The sequence below is a fragment of the Nocardioides sp. NBC_00163 genome, assembly GCF_045206295.1.
GTDB lineage: Bacteria > Actinomycetota > Actinomycetes > Propionibacteriales > Nocardioidaceae > Nocardioides.
This window is the reverse complement of record NZ_CP108155.1, coordinates 2,147,256-2,168,385: the sequence shown is the minus strand read 5'-3', so window position 1 is coordinate 2,168,385 and position 21,130 is coordinate 2,147,256. Positions and strand designations below refer to the sequence as shown.

34 protein-coding genes are annotated in these 21,130 nt (G+C 66.8%); all 34 read left to right on the top strand.

What is annotated here, in order from left to right; translation table 11 throughout:
- Window position 1: 1 nt before the first annotated feature.
- The gene (gene rpsS, locus OG801_RS10415; protein ID WP_008361004.1) at window positions 2-283 is read left to right on the top strand and encodes a 30S ribosomal protein S19; all 282 of its coding nucleotides are present in this window, start codon (window positions 2-4) and stop codon (window positions 281-283) included.
- Window positions 280-699 (top strand): 50S ribosomal protein L22, encoded by a 420-nt coding sequence (rplV, locus tag OG801_RS10410; protein ID WP_091052384.1) that lies wholly within the window; start codon window positions 280-282, stop codon window positions 697-699. The genes rpsS and rplV overlap by 4 nt, the downstream gene beginning before the upstream one ends.
- Window positions 699-1,526: a 30S ribosomal protein S3 gene (rpsC, locus tag OG801_RS10405; protein WP_355017753.1), complete on the top strand. Its 828-nt coding sequence runs from the start codon at window positions 699-701 to the stop codon at window positions 1,524-1,526. The genes rplV and rpsC overlap by 1 nt, the downstream gene beginning before the upstream one ends.
- A 3-nt stretch (window positions 1,527-1,529) precedes the next feature.
- The gene (gene rplP, locus OG801_RS10400; protein ID WP_141806215.1) at window positions 1,530-1,949 is read left to right on the top strand and encodes a 50S ribosomal protein L16; all 420 of its coding nucleotides are present in this window, start codon (window positions 1,530-1,532) and stop codon (window positions 1,947-1,949) included.
- Window positions 1,949-2,191 carry a 50S ribosomal protein L29 gene (gene rpmC / locus OG801_RS10395; RefSeq protein ID WP_292648878.1) on the top strand — a complete coding sequence of 81 codons (243 nt, stop codon included), beginning with the start codon at window positions 1,949-1,951 and terminating at the stop codon, window positions 2,189-2,191. The genes rplP and rpmC overlap by 1 nt, the downstream gene beginning before the upstream one ends.
- Window position 2,192: 1 nt before the next feature.
- Window positions 2,193-2,474, top strand: a complete 282-nt coding sequence (gene rpsQ, locus OG801_RS10390) for a 30S ribosomal protein S17 (RefSeq protein WP_336734596.1) — start codon at window positions 2,193-2,195, stop codon at window positions 2,472-2,474.
- 172 nt (window positions 2,475-2,646) lie between these two features.
- Window positions 2,647-3,015 carry a 50S ribosomal protein L14 gene (rplN, locus tag OG801_RS10385; RefSeq protein WP_008361015.1) on the top strand — a complete coding sequence of 123 codons (369 nt, stop codon included), beginning with the start codon at window positions 2,647-2,649 and terminating at the stop codon, window positions 3,013-3,015.
- Window positions 3,015-3,374: a 50S ribosomal protein L24 gene (gene rplX / locus OG801_RS10380; RefSeq protein ID WP_091052390.1), complete on the top strand. Its 360-nt coding sequence runs from the start codon at window positions 3,015-3,017 to the stop codon at window positions 3,372-3,374. The genes rplN and rplX overlap by 1 nt, the downstream gene beginning before the upstream one ends.
- Before the next feature lie 2 nt (window positions 3,375-3,376).
- Window positions 3,377-3,937: a 50S ribosomal protein L5 gene (rplE, locus tag OG801_RS10375; RefSeq protein ID WP_091052391.1), complete on the top strand. Its 561-nt coding sequence runs from the start codon at window positions 3,377-3,379 to the stop codon at window positions 3,935-3,937.
- Window position 3,938: 1 nt separating this feature from the next.
- Complete coding sequence (locus tag OG801_RS10370) at window positions 3,939-4,124, top strand: type Z 30S ribosomal protein S14 (protein ID WP_017932844.1); 186 nt, start codon at window positions 3,939-3,941, stop codon at window positions 4,122-4,124.
- An 86-nt stretch (window positions 4,125-4,210) separates the two neighbouring features.
- Window positions 4,211-4,618 (top strand): 30S ribosomal protein S8, encoded by a 408-nt coding sequence (rpsH, locus tag OG801_RS10365; RefSeq protein WP_040755997.1) that lies wholly within the window; start codon window positions 4,211-4,213, stop codon window positions 4,616-4,618.
- A 22-nt stretch (window positions 4,619-4,640) separates the two neighbouring features.
- A complete protein-coding gene (rplF, locus tag OG801_RS10360; protein WP_406035643.1) occupies window positions 4,641-5,195 on the top strand; it encodes a 50S ribosomal protein L6 in 555 nt (184 codons plus the stop codon).
- Window positions 5,195-5,578: a 50S ribosomal protein L18 gene (rplR, locus tag OG801_RS10355; protein WP_355017755.1), complete on the top strand. Its 384-nt coding sequence runs from the start codon at window positions 5,195-5,197 to the stop codon at window positions 5,576-5,578. Before rplF ends, rplR begins: the two co-directional genes overlap by 1 nt.
- A 34-nt stretch (window positions 5,579-5,612) precedes the next feature.
- Window positions 5,613-6,224 carry a 30S ribosomal protein S5 gene (gene rpsE, locus OG801_RS10350; RefSeq protein WP_160027014.1) on the top strand — a complete coding sequence of 204 codons (612 nt, stop codon included), beginning with the start codon at window positions 5,613-5,615 and terminating at the stop codon, window positions 6,222-6,224.
- On the top strand, window positions 6,224-6,406 hold the full coding sequence (gene rpmD, locus OG801_RS10345) for a 50S ribosomal protein L30 (RefSeq protein ID WP_008361029.1): 183 nt from the start codon (window positions 6,224-6,226) through the stop codon (window positions 6,404-6,406). The genes rpsE and rpmD overlap by 1 nt, the downstream gene beginning before the upstream one ends.
- Before the next feature lies 1 nt (window position 6,407).
- On the top strand, window positions 6,408-6,848 hold the full coding sequence (gene rplO, locus OG801_RS10340; protein ID WP_091052397.1) for a 50S ribosomal protein L15: 441 nt from the start codon (window positions 6,408-6,410) through the stop codon (window positions 6,846-6,848).
- Window positions 6,849-7,031: 183 nt separating this feature from the next.
- The gene (gene secY / locus OG801_RS10335) at window positions 7,032-8,342 is read left to right on the top strand and encodes a preprotein translocase subunit SecY (protein WP_355017756.1); all 1,311 of its coding nucleotides are present in this window, start codon (window positions 7,032-7,034) and stop codon (window positions 8,340-8,342) included.
- A complete protein-coding gene (locus OG801_RS10330; RefSeq protein WP_406035640.1) occupies window positions 8,339-8,914 on the top strand; it encodes an adenylate kinase in 576 nt (191 codons plus the stop codon). The genes secY and OG801_RS10330 overlap by 4 nt, the downstream gene beginning before the upstream one ends.
- A gap of 81 nt (window positions 8,915-8,995) precedes the next feature.
- The gene (map, locus tag OG801_RS10325; protein WP_406036264.1) at window positions 8,996-9,760 is read left to right on the top strand and encodes a type I methionyl aminopeptidase; all 765 of its coding nucleotides are present in this window, start codon (window positions 8,996-8,998) and stop codon (window positions 9,758-9,760) included.
- A gap of 8 nt (window positions 9,761-9,768) precedes the next feature.
- Window positions 9,769-10,380, top strand: coding sequence for a 4'-phosphopantetheinyl transferase family protein (locus tag OG801_RS10320; RefSeq protein WP_406035638.1), 612 nt, complete (start codon window positions 9,769-9,771; stop codon window positions 10,378-10,380).
- A gap of 171 nt (window positions 10,381-10,551) precedes the next feature.
- The gene (locus OG801_RS10315) at window positions 10,552-11,736 is read left to right on the top strand and encodes an enterochelin esterase domain-containing protein (protein ID WP_406035636.1); all 1,185 of its coding nucleotides are present in this window, start codon (window positions 10,552-10,554) and stop codon (window positions 11,734-11,736) included.
- A gap of 30 nt (window positions 11,737-11,766) precedes the next feature.
- Window positions 11,767-12,804, top strand: coding sequence for an LLM class flavin-dependent oxidoreductase (locus tag OG801_RS10310; RefSeq protein WP_406035634.1), 1,038 nt, complete (start codon window positions 11,767-11,769; stop codon window positions 12,802-12,804).
- Between the two features lie 326 nt (window positions 12,805-13,130).
- Window positions 13,131-14,414 (top strand): ATP-binding protein, encoded by a 1,284-nt coding sequence (locus tag OG801_RS10305; RefSeq protein WP_406035632.1) that lies wholly within the window; start codon window positions 13,131-13,133, stop codon window positions 14,412-14,414.
- Between the two features lie 29 nt (window positions 14,415-14,443).
- Window positions 14,444-14,893, top strand: coding sequence for a roadblock/LC7 domain-containing protein (locus OG801_RS10300; protein WP_091052410.1), 450 nt, complete (start codon window positions 14,444-14,446; stop codon window positions 14,891-14,893).
- The gene (locus OG801_RS10295) at window positions 14,890-15,234 is read left to right on the top strand and encodes a DUF742 domain-containing protein (RefSeq protein ID WP_406035630.1); all 345 of its coding nucleotides are present in this window, start codon (window positions 14,890-14,892) and stop codon (window positions 15,232-15,234) included. Before OG801_RS10300 ends, OG801_RS10295 begins: the two co-directional genes overlap by 4 nt.
- A 34-nt stretch (window positions 15,235-15,268) precedes the next feature.
- Window positions 15,269-15,802, top strand: a complete 534-nt coding sequence (locus OG801_RS10290; RefSeq protein ID WP_406036263.1) for a GTP-binding protein — start codon at window positions 15,269-15,271, stop codon at window positions 15,800-15,802.
- A gap of 33 nt (window positions 15,803-15,835) precedes the next feature.
- A complete protein-coding gene (locus tag OG801_RS10285; protein ID WP_355017764.1) occupies window positions 15,836-17,089 on the top strand; it encodes a styrene monooxygenase/indole monooxygenase family protein in 1,254 nt (417 codons plus the stop codon).
- A gap of 233 nt (window positions 17,090-17,322) precedes the next feature.
- Complete coding sequence (gene infA / locus OG801_RS10280) at window positions 17,323-17,544, top strand: translation initiation factor IF-1 (protein WP_011757309.1); 222 nt, start codon at window positions 17,323-17,325, stop codon at window positions 17,542-17,544.
- Between the two features lie 27 nt (window positions 17,545-17,571).
- Complete coding sequence (gene rpmJ / locus OG801_RS10275; protein ID WP_008361054.1) at window positions 17,572-17,685, top strand: 50S ribosomal protein L36; 114 nt, start codon at window positions 17,572-17,574, stop codon at window positions 17,683-17,685.
- 160 nt (window positions 17,686-17,845) lie between these two features.
- Window positions 17,846-18,223 carry a 30S ribosomal protein S13 gene (gene rpsM / locus OG801_RS10270; protein ID WP_008361056.1) on the top strand — a complete coding sequence of 126 codons (378 nt, stop codon included), beginning with the start codon at window positions 17,846-17,848 and terminating at the stop codon, window positions 18,221-18,223.
- A 71-nt stretch (window positions 18,224-18,294) separates the two neighbouring features.
- Entirely contained in the window at window positions 18,295-18,696 is a 402-nt protein-coding gene (gene rpsK / locus OG801_RS10265) for a 30S ribosomal protein S11 (RefSeq protein ID WP_091052417.1), read from the top strand.
- A 34-nt stretch (window positions 18,697-18,730) separates the two neighbouring features.
- Window positions 18,731-19,339: a 30S ribosomal protein S4 gene (gene rpsD / locus OG801_RS10260; RefSeq protein WP_141806200.1), complete on the top strand. Its 609-nt coding sequence runs from the start codon at window positions 18,731-18,733 to the stop codon at window positions 19,337-19,339.
- Between the two features lie 149 nt (window positions 19,340-19,488).
- Complete coding sequence (locus tag OG801_RS10255) at window positions 19,489-20,505, top strand: DNA-directed RNA polymerase subunit alpha (protein WP_008361061.1); 1,017 nt, start codon at window positions 19,489-19,491, stop codon at window positions 20,503-20,505.
- A gap of 73 nt (window positions 20,506-20,578) precedes the next feature.
- On the top strand, window positions 20,579-21,121 hold the full coding sequence (rplQ, locus tag OG801_RS10250) for a 50S ribosomal protein L17 (RefSeq protein ID WP_406035627.1): 543 nt from the start codon (window positions 20,579-20,581) through the stop codon (window positions 21,119-21,121).
- The last annotated feature ends 9 nt before the right edge of the window (window positions 21,122-21,130 follow it).

Sequence of the window (21,130 nt, the reverse complement as noted above, 5' to 3'; positions counted from 1 at the left end):
AATGCCTCGCAGCCTGAAGAAGGGCCCCTTCATCGACGATCACCTTCAGAAGAAGGTCGACGCCGAGAACGAGAAGGGGACTCACAACGTGATCAAGACCTGGTCGCGCCGCTCGATGATCGTGCCCGAGATGATCGGTCACACCATCGCGGTGCACGACGGTCGCAAGCACGTCCCGGTCTTCGTGTCCGACTCGATGGTCGGTCACAAGCTGGGCGAGTTCGCCCCGACCCGCACGTTCAAGGGTCACATCAAGGACGACCGGAAGGGACGCCGTCGATGACCACCACCGAACGGCAGCGCATCAGCGCCCGCCGCGACTCCCTGCTCGGCGACCAGCCGGGTGCCTTCGCGAGTGCCCGCTTCGTGCGGATCACCCCGCTGAAGGCACGCCGCGTCGTCGACCTGGTCCGCGGCCTGCCCGTCGACGAGGCTCTGTCCCTGCTGCAGTTCGCGCCGCAGGCAGCCTCCGAGACTGTTTACAAGGTTCTCGAGAGCGCCATCGCCAACGCGGTGTCGACCGAGGGTCTGGACCGTGACGACCTCGTCGTCTCGGTCGCCATGGTCGACGAAGGTCCGACCATGAAGCGCTGGCGTCCCCGCGCCCAGGGTCGTGCGACCCGCATCAACAAGCGGACCTCGCACATCACCCTGGTCGTGCAGCCGGCCGACGTCGTCGAGAAGGGCGGTAAGAAGTAATGGGTCAGAAGATCAACCCGAACGGCTTCCGCCTGGGCATCTCGACCGACCACAAGTCGCGTTGGTACGCCGACAAGCAGTACAAGGAGTACGTCGGCGAGGACGTCAAGATCCGCAAGCTGCTCAGCAAGGGCATGGAGCGGGCCGGCATCTCCAAGGTCGAGATCGAGCGCACCCGTGACCGCGTCCGTGTGGACATCCACACCGCGCGTCCCGGCATCGTCATCGGTCGCCGCGGCGCCGAGGCCGACCGCCTCCGCACCGAGCTGGAGAAGCTCACCGGCAAGCAGGTCCAGCTGAACATCCTCGAGGTCAAGAACCCCGAGGTCGACGCTCAGCTGGTCGCCCAGGGTGTCGCCGAGCAGCTCAGCGGTCGCGTGCAGTTCCGTCGCGCGATGCGTAAGGCCATGCAGACCACCATGCGCTCCGGTGCCAAGGGCATCCGGATCCAGTGCTCGGGTCGTCTGAACGGCGCTGAGATGTCGCGTACCGAGTTCTACCGCGAGGGTCGCGTGCCGCTGCACACCCTTCGCGCGGACATCGACTACGGCTTCTACGAGGCCCGCACGACCTTCGGCCGCATCGGCGTGAAGGTCTGGATCTACAAGGGCGAGGTCTCCGGATCGCGCGCCGAGCGTCAGGCCGCCCAGGCCGCCCGTGCGGGCGTCCCGGGTCGCGGTGGCAACGACCGTCGCGGTGGCCGCGGCGACCGTCCGTCGCGTGGCTCCCGTGGTGACCGCCCGAACCGCGCTGACCGCGCGGCGAAGACTGAGGCGCCGGCTGCCGCTGAGGCTCCCGCCGCCGAGACCACGTCCCAGGAGGGCTGACCCATGCTGATGCCCCGTCGCGTCAAGCACCGCAAGCAGCACCACCCGAAGCGCACTGGCGTGGCCAAGGGTGGCACGAAGCTGGCCTTCGGTGAATACGGCATCCAGGCGATCGAGGGTCACTACGTGACCAACCGCCAGATCGAGGCAGCGCGTATCGCGATGACTCGTCACATCAAGCGAGGCGGCAAGGTGTGGATCAACATCTACCCCGACGTCCCGCTGACCAAGAAGCCCGCCGAGACCCGCATGGGTTCCGGTAAGGGTTCGCCCGAGTGGTGGGTTGCCAACGTCAAGCCGGGCCGCGTCATGTTCGAGCTCTCCGGTGTCGACGAGACCACGGCCCGCGAGGCGATGCGCCGCGCGATCCACAAGCTGCCCATGAAGTGCCGTTTCATCACGCGAGAGGCTGGTGAGTTCTGATGGCTAACTCCCTGCAGGCGTTCGAGCTGGACGAGCTCACCGACGTCGACCTCGAGGCGAAGCTGCGCGAGGCGAAGGAGGAGCTGTTCAACCTCCGGTTCCAGGCGGCCACCGGCCAGCTGGAGAGCCACGGTCGGCTCCGCACCGTCAAGAAGGACATCGCCCGGATCTACACCGTGGTGCGTGAGCGCGAGCTCGGCATCCGCGTGGCCCCGGGTGCCGAGACCACTGAGGAGGCCTGAGATGGCTACTGAGTCCACCCAGGACACCACCGAGCGCAACACGCGCAAGGTGCGCGAGGGCCTCGTCGTCAGCGACAAGATGGACAAGACCATCGTCGTCGAGGTCGAGGACCGCGTGAAGCACCCGCTCTACGGCAAGGTCATGCGCCGTAGCAGCAAGCTCAAGGCTCACGACGAGCAGAACACCGCCGGCATCGGCGACCGCGTCCTGGTCATGGAGACCCGGCCGCTGTCCGCCACCAAGCGGTGGCGCCTCGTCGAGGTCGTCGAGCGCGCCAAGTGATTCTCGTCTCGTAAGAGACGGATCCGGCAGGCGACAAACGTCGCCAAATTGACCAAAGGGCGCAGGTCCAGCGACCATTGTTCGCTGGGCCTGTGCCCATCAAATCCCATTACGTTCGGCAAGGCTCGACCGCCCTGGATGCGGTTGAGAACCAGCTCGACAAGGAGAAGTAATGATCCAGCAGGAGTCGCGACTCAAGGTCGCCGACAACACTGGTGCGAAGGAGATCCTTTGCATTCGTGTGCTCGGTGGTTCCGGTCGTCGCTACGCCGGCATCGGCGACACCATCGTCGCCACCGTCAAGGACGCTATCCCCGGTGGCAACGTGAAGAAGGGTGACGTCGTCAAGGCCGTCATCGTGCGCACCGTCAAGGAGCGCCGCCGCGCTGACGGCTCGTACATCCGCTTCGACGAGAACGCCGCCGTCATTCTCAAGAACGACGGCGAGCCGCGAGGCACCCGCATCTTCGGCCCGGTCGGCCGCGAGCTGCGCGACAAGAAGTTCATGAAGATCATCTCGCTTGCGCCGGAGGTGCTGTGATGGGTCGCTCGCACATCAAGAAGGGCGACACCGTCAAGGTGATCGCTGGTAAGGACAAGGGCGGCTCCGGCAAGGTGATCGCTGTCCTCACCCAGGAGGACCGTGTCATCGTCGAGGGAATCAACCTCGTCAAGAAGCACACCAAGGTCCAGGATCAGGGCGGCCGCGCCGGCACCACCGGCGGCATCGTGAACACCGAGGCCCCGATCCACGTTTCCAACGTCCAGCTGCTCGAGGGTGGCGAGCCGGTTCGCGTCGGCTACCGCCGTGAGACGGTCCAGAAGCGTCGCCCCGACGGGTCGACGTACGCCGCCGAGCGCAGCGTTCGCATCTCGCGCAAGACCGGTAAGGACATCTGATCATGACCGACACCGCTGTGGCCCCGCGCCTCAAGACGAAGTACCGCGAGGAGATCGCCCCGGCCCTGCAGGCCGAGTTCGAGATCCCGAATGTCATGCAGATCCCCGGTCTGACCAAGATCGTCGTCAACATGGGTGTGGGCGAGGCTGCTCGCGACTCCAAGCTGATCGAGGGCGCTGTCAACGACCTGACCGCGATCACCGGCCAGAAGCCGCTGATCAACAAGGCGAAGAAGTCCATCGCGCAGTTCAAGCTGCGTGAGGGCATGCCGATCGGTGCGCACGTCACGCTGCGCGGCGACCGCATGTGGGAGTTCCTCGACCGCCTGCTCTCGCTCGCGCTGCCCCGCATCAGGGACTTCCGCGGCCTGAACGGCAAGCAGTTCGACGGCAACGGCAACTACACCTTCGGTCTCACCGAGCAGGTCATGTTCCACGAGATCAACCAGGACAAGATCGACCGCTCGCGGGGCATGGACATCACCCTCGTGACGACTGCCACCAACGACGACCAGGGTCGCGCGCTGCTCAAGGCGCTCGGCTTCCCGTTCAAGGAGAACTGAGATGGCGAAGACCGCTCTCAAGGTGAAGGCCGCCCGCAAGCCGAAGTTTGCGGTTCGCGGTTACACCCGCTGCCAGCGCTGCGGCCGCCCGAAGGCTGTGTTCCGCAAGTTCGGCCTGTGCCGAATCTGCCTGCGCGAGATGGCCCACCGGGGCGAGCTGCCCGGCGTCACCAAGTCCTCCTGGTGAGCGATCACCGTTCCAACCACTGACGTTGAAGGTCCTCATGACTTTGTGTCGTGAGGAAACCACTACGAGAAAGGGCCGTTCGGCCAATGACGATGACTGACCCGATCGCAGACATGCTCACTCGTCTGCGTAACGCCAACCAGGCGTACCACGATGCGGTTTCGATGCCGTACAGCAAGCTGAAGCAGGGCGTCGCTGAGATCCTCCAGCAGGAGGGCTACATCACCAAGTACGAGGTGCTGGAGCCCACCGAGGGCCAGGTCGGCAAGACCCTGTCGATCACCCTCAAGTACGGCCGCAACCGTGAGCGCTCGATTGCCGGCGTACGCCGCATCAGCAAGCCCGGTCTGCGTGTCTACGCGAAGCACACCGGTCTCCCGAAGGTGCTCGGCGGCCTCGGCGTCGCGATCATCTCGACGAGCCAGGGTCTGCTGACCGACCGCCAGGCGAACAAGAAGGGCGTAGGTGGGGAAGTCCTCGCCTACGTCTGGTAATCAGGGAAGGGAGAGAAGAGAAATGTCGCGTATTGGCAAGCTCCCCGTCCCGGTTCCGACCGGCGTGGACGTCACCATCGACGGCCAGGTCGTGGGCGTCAAGGGTCCCAAGGGCTCCCTGTCGCACACCGTGGCCGCCCCGATCACCGTCGAGAAGGGCCAGGACGACGAGGGCCGTGGCGTCCTCGACGTCAAGCGCCCCGACGACAGCCGGGACAACAAGGCCCTCCACGGCCTGTCCCGCACGCTGATCAACAACATGGTCCTGGGTGTCACCGAGGGCTACGAGAAGAAGCTCGAGATCGTCGGCGTGGGTTACCGCGTGCTGTCGAAGGGCCCGACCAAGCTGGAGTTCCAGCTGGGTTACTCCCACTCGATCGTCTTCGACGCGCCCGAGGGCATCACCTTCACCACCGACGGTCCGACCAAGCTCGGTGTCGTCGGCATCGACAAGCAGCTCGTCGGTGAGGTTGCGGCCAACATTCGCAAGCTGCGCAAGCCGGAGCCCTACAAGGGCAAGGGCGTTCGTTACGCCGGCGAGAACATCCGCCGCAAGGTCGGAAAGGCTGGTAAGTGATGGCCATCTCGCTGTCGAACAACAAGCACACCGCTTCCCGTGTCCGCTCGCGCCTGCGTCGTCAGGCCCGCGGTCGCAAGAAGATCGAGGGTACGCCGGAGCGCCCGCGCCTCGTCGTGACCCGGTCGGCCAAGCACATCACCGCCCAGATCGTCGACGACCTGGCCGGCAAGACGCTTGCCTCGGCTTCGACCATCGAGGGCGACCTGCGGTCGGCCTCCGGTGACAAGACCGCCAAGGCCAAGCAGGTCGGCGAGTTGGTTGCGTCGCGTGCCAAGGCCGCTGGGGTGGAGACCGTCGTCTTCGACCGTGCCGGCAACAAGTACCACGGCCGTGTCGCCGCGCTCGCCGATGGCGCGCGCGGGGCCGGTCTGACCTTCTGATCGCAACGATCGAACGAGAGAAGAGGAAAGTCTGATGAGCGGAGCCCAGCGCGGACAGCGTGGTGGCGAGCGCCGAGGTCGCGACGACCGTCGCAACCAGAGCGCCGACAAGACCGCCTACATCGAGAAGGTCGTCGCGATCAACCGAGTTGCCAAGGTCGTGAAGGGTGGTCGTCGCTTCAGCTTCACCGCCCTTGTGATCGTCGGTGACGGTGAAGGTCTGGTCGGCGTCGGCTACGGTAAGGCGAAGGAAGTTCCCGCGGCGATCGCCAAGGGTGTCGAGGAAGCGAAGAAGCACTTCTTCCGCGTTCCCCGCATCCAGGGCACGATCCCGCACCCGGTGCAGGGTGAGAAGGCCGCTGGTGTGGTCCTTCTTCGTCCGGCCGCCCCTGGTACCGGTGTCATCGCCGGTGGTCCGGTGCGCGCCGTCCTGGAGTGCGCCGGCATCCACGACGTGCTGAGCAAGTCGCTCGGTTCGTCCAACCAGATCAACATCGTCCACGCGACGGTGGAGGCCCTCAGGATGCTCGAGACGCCTGAGGCTGTCGCCGCCCGCCGTGGTCTCCCGGTCGAGGACGTCGCCCCCGACGCGCTGCTCAAGGCGCAGGCCGAGGCTACGGCTCCCGCCGTGGAGGTGTCGGCCTGATGGCGCAGCTGAAGGTCCAGCAGAAGAAGGGCCTCGTTGGTCTGAAGCAGAACCAGCGAGACACCCTGCGTACGCTCGGTCTCAAGCGGATCGGCGACGTGGTCGTCAAGGAGGACCGCCCGGAGATCCGCGGCATGGTCCAGACCGTCCGTCACCTGGTGACGGTCGAGGAGGTCGACTGATATGGCACTCAAGGTGCACAACCTGGCGCCGGCTCCCGGTGCCAAGAAGGCCAAGACCCGTGTGGGTCGTGGTGAGGCGTCCAAGGGTAAGACGGCCGGCCGTGGTACCAAGGGCACGAAGGCCCGTTACCAGGTCCCCGCTTACTTCGAGGGTGGCCAGACCCCGATGCACATGCGACTCCCCAAGCTGAAGGGTTTCAAGAACCCCTTCAAGGTGGAGTTCCAGGTCGTCAACCTCGACAAGCTCAACGAGCTTTTCCCCGAGGGTGGCGTCGTCACCCCCGAGACCCTGATCGAGAAGGGTGCCGTCCGCAAGGGCCACCCGGTCAAGGTCCTGGGCCAGGGTGACCTGACCGTCAAGGTCGAGATCAGCGCCAACGCCTTCTCCGGCACTGCCAAGGAGAAGATCGAGGCCGCTGGCGGAACTGTCACGGTTCTCTGACAGTTCTACTAACGTAGAGCCTGTCACGTGGGAGCGCGGCCGGGTCGCCCCTTCGGGGTCCCGACCGCGCTCCCGCTGTTTCAGCCCTACGTGCAAGGACTGCCGTGGGGGCTGTTAGGCTGCCACGGGTTTTCGCATCGGCGCAGGCCCTGCGACCCCTGATTGTCGAAAGAGGAACCATTCGTGCTTGGCGCGTTCGCATCAGCGTTCCGTACTCCGGACCTGCGCAAGAAGCTGCTCTTCGTTCTCTTCATCGTCGTGATCTTCAGGGCTGGGTCCCAGATCCCGGCTCCTGGCGTTCACGTCGCGAACGTCCAGCAGTGTCTTGACGCGGCTCAGACCGGTGACAGCGCCGGCCTCTACAACCTGGTCAATCTCTTCTCCGGTGGCGCACTGCTGCAGTTGACGATCTTCGCGCTCGGCATCATGCCGTACATCACCGCGAGCATCATCCTGCAGCTTCTCGTCGTGGTGATCCCTCGCCTCGAGCGCCTCAAGAAGGAGGGTCAGGCGGGGCAGACGAAGATCACGCAGTACACCCGCTACCTGACCCTCGGTCTCGCGGTCCTGCAGGCCACCGGCATCGTCGCCCTGGCCCGTTCCGGCGACCTGCTCCAGGGCTGCACGCAGCCGCTGCTGCACGACGACGGCACCGCCACCTTCCTGGTCATGGTCATCACCATGACCGCCGGCACCGCGGTCATCATGTGGCTCGGTGAGCTCATCACCGAGCGCGGCATCGGCAACGGTATGTCGATCCTCATCTTCACCCAGGTCGTCGCCACCTTCCCGGCCACCATGTGGGCGGTCAAGAACGACAAGGGCTGGTGGACCTTCGCGATCGTGATCGTCATCGGTCTGGCGATCATGGCGGCGGTCATCTTCATCGAGCAGGCCCAGCGCCGGATCCCGGTCCAGTACGCGCGCCGCATGGTCGGTCGCAAGATGTTCGGCGGCTCCTCGACCTACATCCCGCTCAAGGTGAACCAGGCCGGTGTCATCCCGGTCATCTTCGCCTCGTCGCTGCTCTACCTGCCGGCGATGGCGGCGCAGTTCAACCAGAACGCGCAGAACCCGCCGGTGTGGGTCGACTGGATCAACAACTACTTCGTCCAGGGCGACCACCCGATCTACATGGCGACGTACTTCGCGCTGATCATCTTCTTCACCTACTTCTACGTGTCGATCACCTTCAACCCGCCGGAGGTCGCCGACAACATGAAGAAGTACGGCGGCTTCATTCCAGGAATTCGGGCCGGGAAGCCGACCGAGGACTACTTGTCCTACGTTCTGTCCCGTATCACACTGCCGGGCTCGCTCTACCTCGGTCTGGTTGCGCTCATCCCGCTGATTGCGCTGGCGCTCATCAACGCGAACCAGAACTTCCCGTTCGGCGGCACCTCGATCCTCATCATGGTCGGCGTCGCCCTCGACACGGTGAAGCAGATCGAGAGCCAGCTCCAGCAGCGCAACTATGAAGGGTTCCTCCGATGAGACTGATCATCATGGGCCCGCCTGGAGCCGGTAAGGGCACCCAGGCGAAGTTCATCGCCGAGCACTTCGAGATCCCGGCGATCTCGACCGGCGACATCTTCCGCGCCAACGTCACCCAGGGGACGCCCTTGGGTGTCGAGGCGGCGTCCTACATGGACAAGGGAGAGTACGTCCCGGACTCGGTCACGAACCTGATGGTCCGCAACCGCATCGACGAGCCCGACGCGGCCCAGGGATTCCTGCTCGACGGCTACCCGCGCACGCTTGCGCAGGTCGAGGAGCTCGACGGGATGATCAAGTACACCGGCCACGCGCTGGACGCGGTGGTCGTGCTGACGGTCGACAAGGACGAGATCGTGCAGCGGCTGCTGCAGCGTGCCGAGCTCGAGGGTCGCGCCGACGACACCGAGGACGTCATCCGCCGCCGCCAGGAGGTCTACCTCGAGGAGACCGCGCCGCTGATCGAGGTCTACAAGGGCCGCGGCCTGGTCCACGAGATCGACGGCATGGGCGACGTCGACGACGTCACCAAGCGGATCTTCGACGAGCTCGACATCGTCACCGAGTCCTGAGACAGACATCTTGCACGCAACGGGGGAGCAGTGGGCTTCTTGAACAAGGTCCAGATCAAGACCCCTGAGCAGATCGAGAAGATGCGTAAGGCCGGCCTCGTGGTCGGCGAGACGCTCGAGGTGCTCCGGGCCGCCGCGCGGCCCGGAGTCACCCTTCTCGAGCTCGACGCCATCGCCGAGGACTCGATCCGGTCCCGGGGTGGCGTCCCGTCGTTCAAGGGCTACCACGGCTTCCCGGGCTCGATCTGTGCCTCGGTGGACGAGGTCGTGGTCCACGGCATCCCGGGCTCCCGGGTGCTCGCCGAGGGCGACATCATCTCCATCGACTGTGGCGCGATCGTCGAGGGCTGGCACGGCGACGCCGCGATCACGGTGGCCATGGGCTCGGTGCCTGAGAAGGTCTCCGAGCTGATGCGCGTCACCGAGGAGTCCATGTGGCACGGCATCGCCGCTGCCCGCCTCGGCGGACGGGTCACCGACATCTCGCACGCCATCGAGACCTACGTCGACTCCCAGGGCGACTACGGCATCCTCGAGGACTTCAGCGGCCACGGCATCGGCACCGAGATGCACATGGAGCCGTCGGTGTTCAACTACGGCAAGCCCGGCAAGGGCGCCAAGCTGCAGCGTGGCATCGCGCTCGCCGTCGAGCCGATGCTCACCCTCGGTGGCCCCGCGGTCACCACCCTGGACGACGACTGGACCGTCGTCACCGACGACGGCTCCTGGGCGGCCCACTTCGAGCACACCTTCGCGCTCACCTCCGACGGCGCCTGGGTGCTCACCGCGCTCGACGGCGGCGAGGAGATGCTCGGCAAGCTCGGGGTGCCCTGGGGCGGTCACTGAGCCGCGGCATGACCGAGGTCGTGCGCTTCGCGGCAGTGGCCGAGATCGACGCCGATCTCGGGCTGCTCTCCACCGCGGAGCGGGCGCGTCACGAGCGGCTGGTCGCCGATGCCGACAAGCAGGCGTACGCCGCCGCGCACGTCCTCGTCCGCGAGTGCGCAGCGGAGCTGCTGGGCACCGCGCGCGACGCGATCGTGATCGAGCAGCGCTGTGCTCGCTGCGGCAGCACCGAGCACGGAGCCCCGTCGGTGTCCGGTGCCGCAGCCGTCCGGGTGAGCCTCAGCCACACCCGGGGCCAGGTCGCCGCGGTTGCGGCTGGCCGACGCTGCGGCATCGACGTTGAGAAGGTCTCGCGCGGGCCCGACCGGGCGCTCTCGCCGCGCGAGGCGGCCTGGGTGGCGGGGCAGGAGGACGCTGCGTACGCGTTCACGCGGTTGTGGGTGCGCAAGGAGGCGCTGGTCAAGGCCGGCCACGGAAGCATGGCGGCGGCGCAGCGCCTCGACGTCCTCGCCGGCGACGTCCCGGCGGGCCAGGTCGGGGAGGTCCGGCTCACCCAGTGGGAGGGCTCAGGATTCCTCGGCGCGGTCGCGATCTGTGCCGACATGTGGACCGAAAACTGATAGGAAACTGAAGGATCCCCGCTCACCAACGCGTTTGACTAGCGGATATGCGACATCACCTGTCAGTTGACAGAGAAAGGGACCTCGGCATCTCGCGTGAGGCCCCGACTGTGAGTAACTTGGTCAGCCCGCGGGGACAGAGAGAGCCCCGTACTCGGGAGGAAGAACCGGATGAGTACGCAGTTGCGACCACCCACGGCGGCGCGACCCAATCCATCAGCACGGACGCGGAGCGCGATCATCGACCGCCTCAGTCCTGAGGACATCGACATGTTCTGGGACCAGATCGCCACCTCGCTCCCGCTCGTCGAGGAGACGGGCGCCGGCGCCGAGGACCATGAGGTGATCGTCACCTTCTGCTGGCGCGATGCCGAGGCCGAGGAGGTGCTCCTCTTCGCCAACAGGCTGACCGACGAGCGTCATCTCACTGAGACGATGCTCGAGCGGAAGGCAGGCACCGACCTGTGGCACGCCTCGTTCCTGATGAAGGGCGACTGGCGGGCGTCGTACTCCTTCCTGTGCAAGCACCCCGGCGAGCCGGCCCCGTGGGAGAGCGAGGGTCAGGTCGAGCTGCGTGCCGTGCTGCACCGCGGCTACCTCGACCCGCTCAACCTCGACTGGTGCCACAACAGGCAGGGCATCAAGCAGTCGGTCGTCTCCCTGCCCGATGCTCCGCTGCAGCCGTGGCTGTTCCGCCGCGACGACGTCGTCGCCGGCACGGTGACCCTGGAAGTGGGTCCTGACGGCCGCGACGTCTGGCTCTACGACCCCGCCGGCGCCGGTCTCAACGTCGACCTGCCACTCGTGGTCGCCCTCGACGGTGAGATCTGGACCGACCACCACTCGCTGCCGACCACGCTCGACAACCTGATCGCCGACGGCCACCTCCGCCACGTACGCTGCGTCCTGCCCGCCTCCGGTGGCCGCGACAAGCGGTGGGAGGAGCTCGCCGGCGGCGAGGGTGCCGACTACATCGTCAACCAGCTGCTGCCGTGGGTGCGCGAGCGTCGCGCGGTCTCTGAGGAGACGTACGTCCTGGGTCAGAGCCTCGGCGGCGTCACCGCGCTGCGCGCCGGCCTGACCTATCCCGAGCACATCCACGGGGTCGCCAGCCAGTCGGCCTCGCTGTGGCTCGACGACCTCGCGGACGCTGTCACGGCGGAGGCGAAGACGCGTGTCCACCTGGCGCACGGCACCCAGGAGTGGGTCCTCGACGAGCTCCACCACGACCTCGTCGACCGTCTCCGCGCGGCTGGGATCGACGTCACCTCCGCCGAGCACAACGGCGGCCACGACTACGCCTGGTGGCGCTCGGCCGTCGCCGACGGCCTGCGCGCGCTGCTGCCGCCGGAATAAGCGACGCCCCGGGGCGGGTTGAGACTTCACGTGAAGCTGAGCGTTCTCGATCTCGTCCCGGTCCGCAAGGACCAGTCCTCCGCAGATGCCCTGGCCGCGACGCTGTCGTTGGCGAAGGTGGCCGACGAGCTCGGGTACGAGCGCTACTGGCTCGCCGAGCACCACAACATGCCGGCGGTCGGGTCGACCAACCCGCCGGTGCTGATCTCGCTGGTGGCCGGCGTCACCGAGCGGATCCGGGTCGGGTCCGGGGGAGTGATGCTGCCCAACCACGCACCGCTGGTGGTGGCCGAGCAGTTCTCGCTGCTCGAGGCGGCGTTCCCGGGGCGGATCGACCTCGGCATCGGCCGCGCCCCGGGGACCGACCCGGTGACCTCCTGGGCGCTGCGTCACGGCGCCGGCGGGGTGAGCGACGACGCGGTCAACCGCTTCCCGGAGTACCTCGACAACATCGTCGCGATGATGGCGCCGGAGGGCGTCGGCCTGATGGCCGGCGGCCGCCAGCACGTCCTGCACGCGACCCCGTCGGCCGCGTCGGTCGCCGAGCTCTGGCTGCTCGGCTCCTCCGACTACTCCGCGCGTCTGGCCGCCGAGAAGGGTCTGCCCTACGTCTTCGCCCACCACTTCGCGGGCAACGGCACCGACACCAAGGCGATGATCGAGCTCTACCGCTCGACCTTCCAGCCCTCCGAGCTCCTCAGCGAGCCGAAGACGTTCCTGACCGTGAACGCGAGCGTGGCCGAGACCTCGGAGGAGGCCGACCGCCGGGCACTGCCCCAGCTGCTGACCATGCTCAAGCTGCGCACCGGCCAGCCGCTGACCGCGCAGCCCAGCATCGACGAGGCCGAGAAGACGGAGATCCCCGAAGCCCACCGGGGGTTGACCGACACGATGCGTGGCCGTTGGATCATCGGCTCCGCCGCGTACGCGAAGGCCCGCCTGGCCGGGATGGCCGAGGAGTACGGCGTGGACGAGGTCATGGTGAACCCGGTCGGCTCGGCGTACGAGGGCACGGACCCGCGCACCGCGCCGGCCCGTGAGGAGACGCTGCGCCTGCTGGCCAGCTGAGTTGGGCGGCCGCGTAGGATCGGGCCACCTCGTCGGGCGGCGACGGCGCGCCTGAGCCACTTGGGACGAGGGACCTAGGACACTGTCTGCTTCTGGGTGCGTAACTCTGCGCTCGCGCACCGGTTGTGCCAGTCTGATCACCGCTCTGTTTCGTTCTCCACATTTGAAAGTGCCGCCTCATGACACGCTGGAGCCTGCGCTGGTTGAAGCGCCGGGGGCCCCAGACTGCGACGCTCGCTGAGCAGTCAGATCCGGGTCTTGCTCGCTCATTCCCTCCGACCGGGGGTCAGGCCGCGCCTTTTCCGCCGGTGCCATCGAACCCCGCCATGCCACAGCTCTCCTCCACGCCACCTCCCCTCCAGGAGGAAGAGGACGAGGCCTGGCCCGAGATCATGGAGCAGTTCGGGCTCCACCTGATCAGCCTCGCCGAGCAGATGCGGATCTCTCTCGACGGCCTCGAGGCCGACGAGGACGACCCCGATCGGTTGAAGAAGCTCTATGAGGTCGACCACGCCGTCACCCGCATGCGGCGCGCGAGCCGCGACCTGCGTACGCTCGCCGGCCGCGCCGAGGACGAGATGGGTGGCATCGACACCTCGCTGCTGGACGTCATCCGGATGGCGCTGTCGGGCATCGAGCGCTACAACCAGGTCTCGATCGGCCGGGTGAGCGACCTCGCCGTCATCGGCTACGCCGCCGACGATGTCTCCTGCCTGATCGCCGCGCTGCTGGACAACGCGACCAAGTACTCCCCGGGTGCGGTGACGGTCAACGTCCACCTGGCCGACGCCGGCGACGTGCTGTTCCGCATCGAGGACACCGGCATCGGCATCCCGGAGCGGTCGGTGGGCCGCCTCAACGCGCTGCTCGCGGGCCCGATCGTGGAGCTGGTCAGCAAGTCCGGGAGCCACACCGGCTTCCCGGTGGTGCACCGGATCGCCCGCAAGTACGACATCGACGTACGCCTCGCGACCCGCCCCGCGCCCGGCAACGGGATGATCGCGATGGTGACGGTCCCGGCCCAGCTCCTGTGCGAGGTGCCGGTCGTCCCGCTCGAGCCGGCCGAGCTGCCGAGGGCCTCGAGCGCGAGCAGCGTCGCGGTCCTGCCTCCCGCCCCGCGGCGGCGTGGACCCCAGTCCGTGCCGCAGCCGGCCGCCCAGCCCGTGCGGCGCGAGATGCGACCGTCCTCGCTCGAGTCGCTGCGCCGGCCGATGCCACCGGCCGAACAGGTTGCGCCACAGACCGGGCAACAGCCCGCGCTGCAACAGCCTGTGCAGCAGCCTGGGCAGCAGCCGGCGGCCCAATTCGCGCCGGCGCCCAGCGAGCAGCCGTCGCCGGATCTCGCCACCGACACCATGAAGACGTCGATCCTGCTTCCCGGCGAGACGGAAGGGACGGATGAGACGAATGAGGCCTCCGTGTCCGCTGAGCAGAGCAGCCCAGTAGAGTCAGGCGCGCTCCCGCGCCGGGAGCCGGTCAGCCTGCGCAGCACGCCGACCGTGCCCGAAGCAGCCGCTGGACCGCAGATGGAAGAGTCCTCGCCCGAGGACCAGTCGGCGGCCCGGTACTCCTTCGCCGACGATCTCGACGCGTTCTCCCTTGGTAGCTAAGACCCAGCAGTGAAAGGAACCCTTTCGTAATGGAAAGCCCGGTCGTCCCCCGCGACCCCAAGGAATTCAGCTGGCTGATCGACAACTTTGCCAGCTCCACCCCCGGTGTGACCCATGCGCTCATCGTCTCCTCCGACGGACTCCCGCTGATCGGTGCCGGCGGCATGTCCGCCAACGTCGCCGACCCGCTCGCCGCGATGACGGCGGGAGTGATCAGTCTCGGCAACAACATCGCGCGCGAGGTGGGAGAGCCCGGCTGTGACCAGGTGATGCTGAAGTTCCACACCGGACACTTCCTCTTCATGGGCATCGGAGACCTCGCGGGCTTCGCCGTCCTCGTCGGCGCCGGTGCCAACCTGGGCGTCGTCGCCCACAAGATGGCCCAGATGGTCGACGCCGTCGGCCACGTACTCACTCCCCAGATGCGCGACGAGCTGCGCCAGATGACGGTCAGCTCGATGGCGGGGGAGCGGGCGTGAGCCAAAACCCGTGGGTACGTCCATACGTACTGACCGGCGGCCGCACCAAGACCAACCACCAGTTGTACGTGCACACGCTGGTCTCCTCGGCGCACTTCGATGCGCGCGCGGCGGCGAAGCTGACGCCCGAGTCGCGCAGGCTCTACGACCGCGTACGCCTCGGGCCACAGTCGGTCGCGGAGCTGTCCGCACATTGCGGGATCTCGCTCGGGGTGACGCGCGTGCTGCTCGAGGATCTAGCCTCGACCGAGCACCTGCAGATCAATGAGGGGGCTTACGACTCCCCGTTCGACCACCGTCTGTTGAAGAGAGTTATCGATGGCCTTTCCGAGCTCGGCTGACCGCCCGGCACTGACCGTCACCTCTGCAAAGCTCGTGATCGCGGGAGGGTTCGGCGTCGGGAAGTCGACCCTGGTCGCCTCGGTCTCAGAGATCCCGCCGGTCAACACCGAGGCGTGGATGACGCAGGCCGGTGAGTCGGTGGACCCGCTCTCGGACGCGAGCGCCAAGACGACCACCACGGTCGCGATGGACTTCGGCCGGGTCACCCTCGCCCCAGACCTGCTGCTCTACCTGTTCGGCACCCCGGGCCAGCCCCGGTTCTGGCCGATGTGGGACGACCTGTGCCGCGGTGCCAGCGGTGCCGTCGTACTCGTCGACACCCGCCAGCTCGACGCTTCCTTCCCCGCGGTCAACTACTTCGAGAACGACACCGACGTCCCGTTCATCGTGGCGGTCAACCTGTTCGACGGGAAGCTGACCCACTCTCTGGAGAAGGTGCGGGACGCGCTCTGCCTCGACGAGCGGACGCCACTGGTGACCGTGGACGCCCGCGACCGCAGGTCGACGGCCAAGACGTTGGTCGCCTGCCTGTCGCACACGATGAAAACCACCCCCACACGCGCCTGAGCCCGGAGGCGTCCCAACTCCGAAGGAGTTTCATTGCGCAAGATCCTGATCGTCGGCGCCGGACAGGCGGGCATGCAGCTCGCTCTCAGCCTCCAGGCCGAGGGCTACGAGGTGACGGTCATGTCCGCGCGCACGCCCGATGAGCTGCGCGACGGCTGGCCGACGTCGACGCAGGTCATGTTCGACCCTGCGCTGCAGTACGAGCGCGTCTACGACCTCAACCTGTGGGAGGACGAGGCGCCCCATATCCCCGCGGTCGGCATCTCGGTCAGCCCGGAGCCAGGGGTCCGCGCGCTCAAGTTCGACGGGCCCTGGGAGCCGTACGCCATGTCCGTCGACCAGCGCCTGAAGATGTCCTCCTGGCTGGAGCTGTTCGAGGACCGGGGTGGCCGGATCATCTACCACCCGGTGATGACCTCCGACCTCGCCGGCCTGGCCTCGATGTACGAGCTGACCCTGATCGCGGCCGGCAAGGGCGAGATCGTCGATCTGTTCGACCGCGACCCGGTCCGCTCCAAGTACGACACCCCCGGCCGTGCGCTCTCGGCGATCTACCTCCACGGCATGGTCGAGCCCGACGACTTCCCGGCCGGGAGCATGCGGATCAACGTCGCGCCCGGGGTGGGGGAGCTGTTCGTGATCAGCGCCCTGACCCAGTTCGGGCCGAGCCGGGTCGCGTTCGTCGAGGCGATCCCCGACGGTCCCTTCGACTGCTTCTGGGACCGCCCCCGCCCCGACGAGCACCTGCGCCGGCTGCAGCACGTGATGCTGGAGCACATGCCGTGGGAGGGCGAGCTGATGCTGGACTGCGAGCCCACCGACGCCCGCGCCTCGCTCTCGGGCGCCTTCACCGGCACGATCCGCAAGCCGTACGCCGAGGTCGCGGACGGCACGTTCGTCTTCGGCATGGGCGACGTCGTCGTGGTCAACGACCCGATCGCGGGGCAGGGCTCCAACAACGCCGCCCACTGTGCCGGGATCTACACCCAGGCGATCCTGGAGCGCGGTGACCGGCCGTTCGACCCCGAATGGATGCAGGCGACCTTCGAGACCTTCTGGGAGACCCGTGCCCAGCACTCGACCGGCCTGACCGACGCGCTGCTCAACCCGCTTCCCGACCACGTGCAGCAGGTGCTCGGCGCGGCCACGCAGCACCAGGCGGTGGCGGACCGGTTCACCCGGCTCTTCCCGCACCCCGAGGATCTCGGACCGTTCCTCGGTGACCCGGAGGCGGCGCTCGCGTACGTTGCAGAGGTCGCTCAGGCGGACGCGGCCACCCGGGCTTGACGATTAGGGCATTGCTGTTCTAGGGGTCTAGGCTTGGTAGTCGGTCCAACGTGGGTCTGTCTCGTCGTGCCTCGCGGCTGCCCGGTCAGCGCGCTTCTGTGCGCTCGCGGGTGAGACATGCAGATGGCTTCACGAGGTCCACTCCGAGTTCTCGGAGAGGTTCCCGGACCGCCCGCGGGTCATCCGATCCGTGGTTTGAACGGTAGATGACCGACCAACAGATTGCAGAGGGCATGCCGAAGAAAGAAGGCGTGATCGAGATCGAGGGCACCGTAGTGGAGGCCCTCCCCAACGCCATGTTCCGTGTGGAGCTGAGCAACGGACACAAGGTTCTCGCCCACATCAGCGGCAAGATGCGACAGCACTACATCCGGATCCTTCCTGAGGACCGCGTGGTGGTGGAGCTGTCTCCCTACGACCTGACGCGCGGTCGGATCGTCTACCGGTACAAGTAACCAGCCGACGATCAAGAAAGGGCTGACATGAAGGTCAACCCGAGCGTGAAGAAGATCTGTGACAAGTGCAAGGTGATCCGTCGCCACGGCCGCGTCATGGTGATCTGCGAGAACCCGCGCCACAAGCAGCGCCAGGGCTGAGCCCAGTTCGCAGCAACAACTGAATATTCGCATCGAGTCGCTAGGACGCTGAACCAGATTTCTGGAGTCCGAAGTCACCTCCGGAGCAGAGGCCGGAGCCCGAGGGTGCCACCCCGGGGCGCGACCCGACCGACACCTCTGTCGAAACGTAAGGAACACAATGGCACGCCTCCAAGGTGTTGACCTTCCGCGCGACAAGCGCGTGGAGATCGCTCTCACCTACATCTACGGCATCGGCCGTACCACCTCGCAGAAGCTCCTCGAGGCCACCGGCGTCAACCCGAACACCCGGGTGCACGCTCTGGCTGAGGACGAGCTGGTCAAGCTCCGTGACGAGATCGAAGCCCAGGGCATCCAGACCGAGGGTGACCTCCGTCGTGAGGTCCAGGCTGACATCCGTCGCAAGATCGAGATCGGCAGCTACCAGGGTCGCCGCCACCGTCAGGGCCTTCCGGTCCGCGGTCAGCGCACCAAGACCAACGCGCGCACCCGCAAGGGCCCGAAGCGCACCGTCGCCGGCAAGAAGAAGGCCAAGTGATCCGACGCGCTCTGCGCGTTGATCCGGCTTTCGCCTCGATCTCACAGACCAGCCAACACAGGAGTTAATGCATGCCTCCGAAGACCCGACAGGGTGCGACGAAGGTTCGTCGCAAGGAGAAGAAGAACGTCGCTCAGGGCGAGGCCCACATCAAGAGCACGTTCAACAACACGATCGTCACGATCACCGACCCGACCGGTGCGGTGATCTCGTGGGCCTCGGCCGGCACCGTCGGTTTCAAGGGCTCGCGTAAGTCCACCCCGTTCGCCGCTCAGATGGCCGCCGAGGCCGCTGGCCGTCGCGCGATGGACCACGGCATGAAGAAGATCGACGTCTTCGTGAAGGGCCCGGGCTCGGGCCGCGAGACCGCGATCCGCTCCCTGGGTGCGATCGGCCTCGAGGTCGGCACCATCCAGGACGTCACGCCGGCTCCGCACAACGGTTGCCGTCCGCCCAAGCGCCGCCGCGTTTGATCCCCACCGAGACATAGAAGGAGACTGAAGAGTAATGGCCCGTTACACCGGACCCATGACCCGCAAGTCGCGCCGTCTCGGTGTCGACCTTGTCGGCAACGACGCGGCGTTCGAGAAGCGCCCCTACCCTCCCGGCCAGCACGGCCGCGGCCGCATCAAGGAGAGCGAGTACCTCCTCCAGCTTCGTGAGAAGCAGAAGGCTCGCTTCACCTACGGCGTGATGGAGAAGCAGTTCGCTTCCTACTACGCCGAGGCCCACCGTCGCGGTGGCAAGACCGGCGACAACCTCCTGGTGCTCCTCGAGGGCCGCCTGGACAACGTCGTCTACCGTGCCGGCTTCGCCCGCACCCGCCGCCAGGCCCGCCAGCTGGTCGTTCACGGCCACTTCCTGGTCAACGGCAAGAAGGTCAACGTGCCTTCGTTCCAGGTCTCGGCTCACGACGTCATCGACGTTCGCGAGAAGTCGCTGGAGATGACCCCGTTCATCGTGGCTCGCGAGACCCACGGCGAGCGCGTCGTCCCGGCCTGGCTCGAGGCTGTCCCGAACCGGATGCGCATCCTGGTTCACCAGCTCCCCGTCCGGGCTCAGATCGACGTCCCGGTCCAGGAGCAGCTGATCGTCGAGTACTACTCGAAGCTCTGATCAGACCCACGCAGTAACCACGGTGAGTCCCCGGCGTTCAAACTTCATAGAAGACGTACGCCGGGGCCTTGCCGCCCCCACAGCCTTCCGTCATCACCCCTTGAAGTTCGGGTCCGTCAAATAGCGGTCGGCCCGGAAAGGACAAATCAGTGCTTATCGCACAGCGCCCCACCCTGTCGGAAGAGTCCGTCGAGGAGTTCCGCTCCCGCTTCGTGATCGAGCCCCTCGAGCCGGGCTTCGGTTACACGCTGGGCAACTCTCTTCGCCGCACCCTGCTCTCCTCGATCCCCGGTGCTTCGGTCACCTCGATCAAGATCGACGGCGTCCTCCACGAGTTCTCGACCATCGAGGGCGTCAAGGAAGATGTCACCGAGATCATCCTCAACCTCAAGGGTCTGGTCGTCTCCTCGGAGCACGACGAGCCCGTCACCATGTACCTGCGCAAGTCCGGTGCCGGTGACGTCACCGCCGCCGACATCGCGCCGCCGGCCGGTGTCGAGGTGCACAACCCCGACCTGAAGATCGCGACGCTGTCCGACAAGGGCAAGATCGAGCTCGAGCTCGTCGTCGAGCGTGGCCGTGGCTACGTCTCCGCCGTCCAGAACAAGGGCGCCGAGAACGAGATCGGCCGCATCCCGGTCGACTCGATCTACTCGCCGGTCCTCAAGGTCAGCTACAAGGTCGAGGCCACCCGTGTCGAGCAGCGCACGGACTTCGACAAGCTCGTCATCGACGTCGAGACCAAGCCGTCGATCGCTCCCCGCGACGCGATCGCCTCGGCCGGTAAGACCCTGGTCGAGCTCTTCGGTCTGGCCCGCGAGCTGAACGTCGACGCCGAGGGCATCGACATCGGCCCGTCGCCGGTCGACGAGCAGCTCGCCGCCGACCTCGCCCTCCCGGTCGAGGACCTGCAGCTGACCGTTCGTTCCTACAACTGCCTCAAGCGTGAGGGCATCCACACCGTGGGTGAGCTCATCTCGCGCTCGGAGCAGGACCTGCTCGACATCCGCAACTTCGGCGCCAAGTCGATCGACGAGGTCAAGCTGAAGCTGCACGAGATGGGCCTGTCCCTCAAGGACAGCGCTCCGGGCTTCGACCCGTCCGCCGCCCTCGCCGCCTACGGCGACGATGACGACGACGCGTTCGTCGAGGACGAGCAGTACTGAGTTTCCACCAAACCGCCCCGTGAGGGGCGTCTACCCCGGTACCTGATACGGCCGGAGAGAAGGAGCAGGCACGATGCCTACCCCGAAGAAGGGTGCCCGTTTCGGCGGTTCGCCCGCGCACCAGAAGCTGATCCTCTCGAACCTCGCCACCGCGCTGTTCGAGAACGGCCGCATCACCACCACCGAGGCCAAGGCTCGGCACCTCCGCCCCGTCGCGGAGAAGCTGATCACCAAGGCCAAGAAGGGTGACCTGCACAACCGTCGCGAGGTCCTCAAGACCATCCGCGACAAGTCCGTCGTGCACACCCTCTTCACCGAGATCGCCGAGCAGTTCGCGGAGCGTCCGGGTGGCTACACCCGGATCACCAAGATCGGTCCCCGCAAGGGCGACAACGCTCCGATGGCCGTGATCGAGCTCGTCAACGAGGCCTACGAGCCGAAGACCAAGGCTGCTCCGGCTGCCGCGGCTCCGGTTGAGGCCCCCGTCGAGGAGGCCCCGGTCGAGGAGACCGCCGCCGACGAGACCGAGGTCGTCGAGACCGAGGTCGTCGAGACCGAGGCTGCTGCCGAGGAGGCTCCCGCTGAGGAGACCACCACGGACGAGGCCAAGGCCTGATCTGGTTCT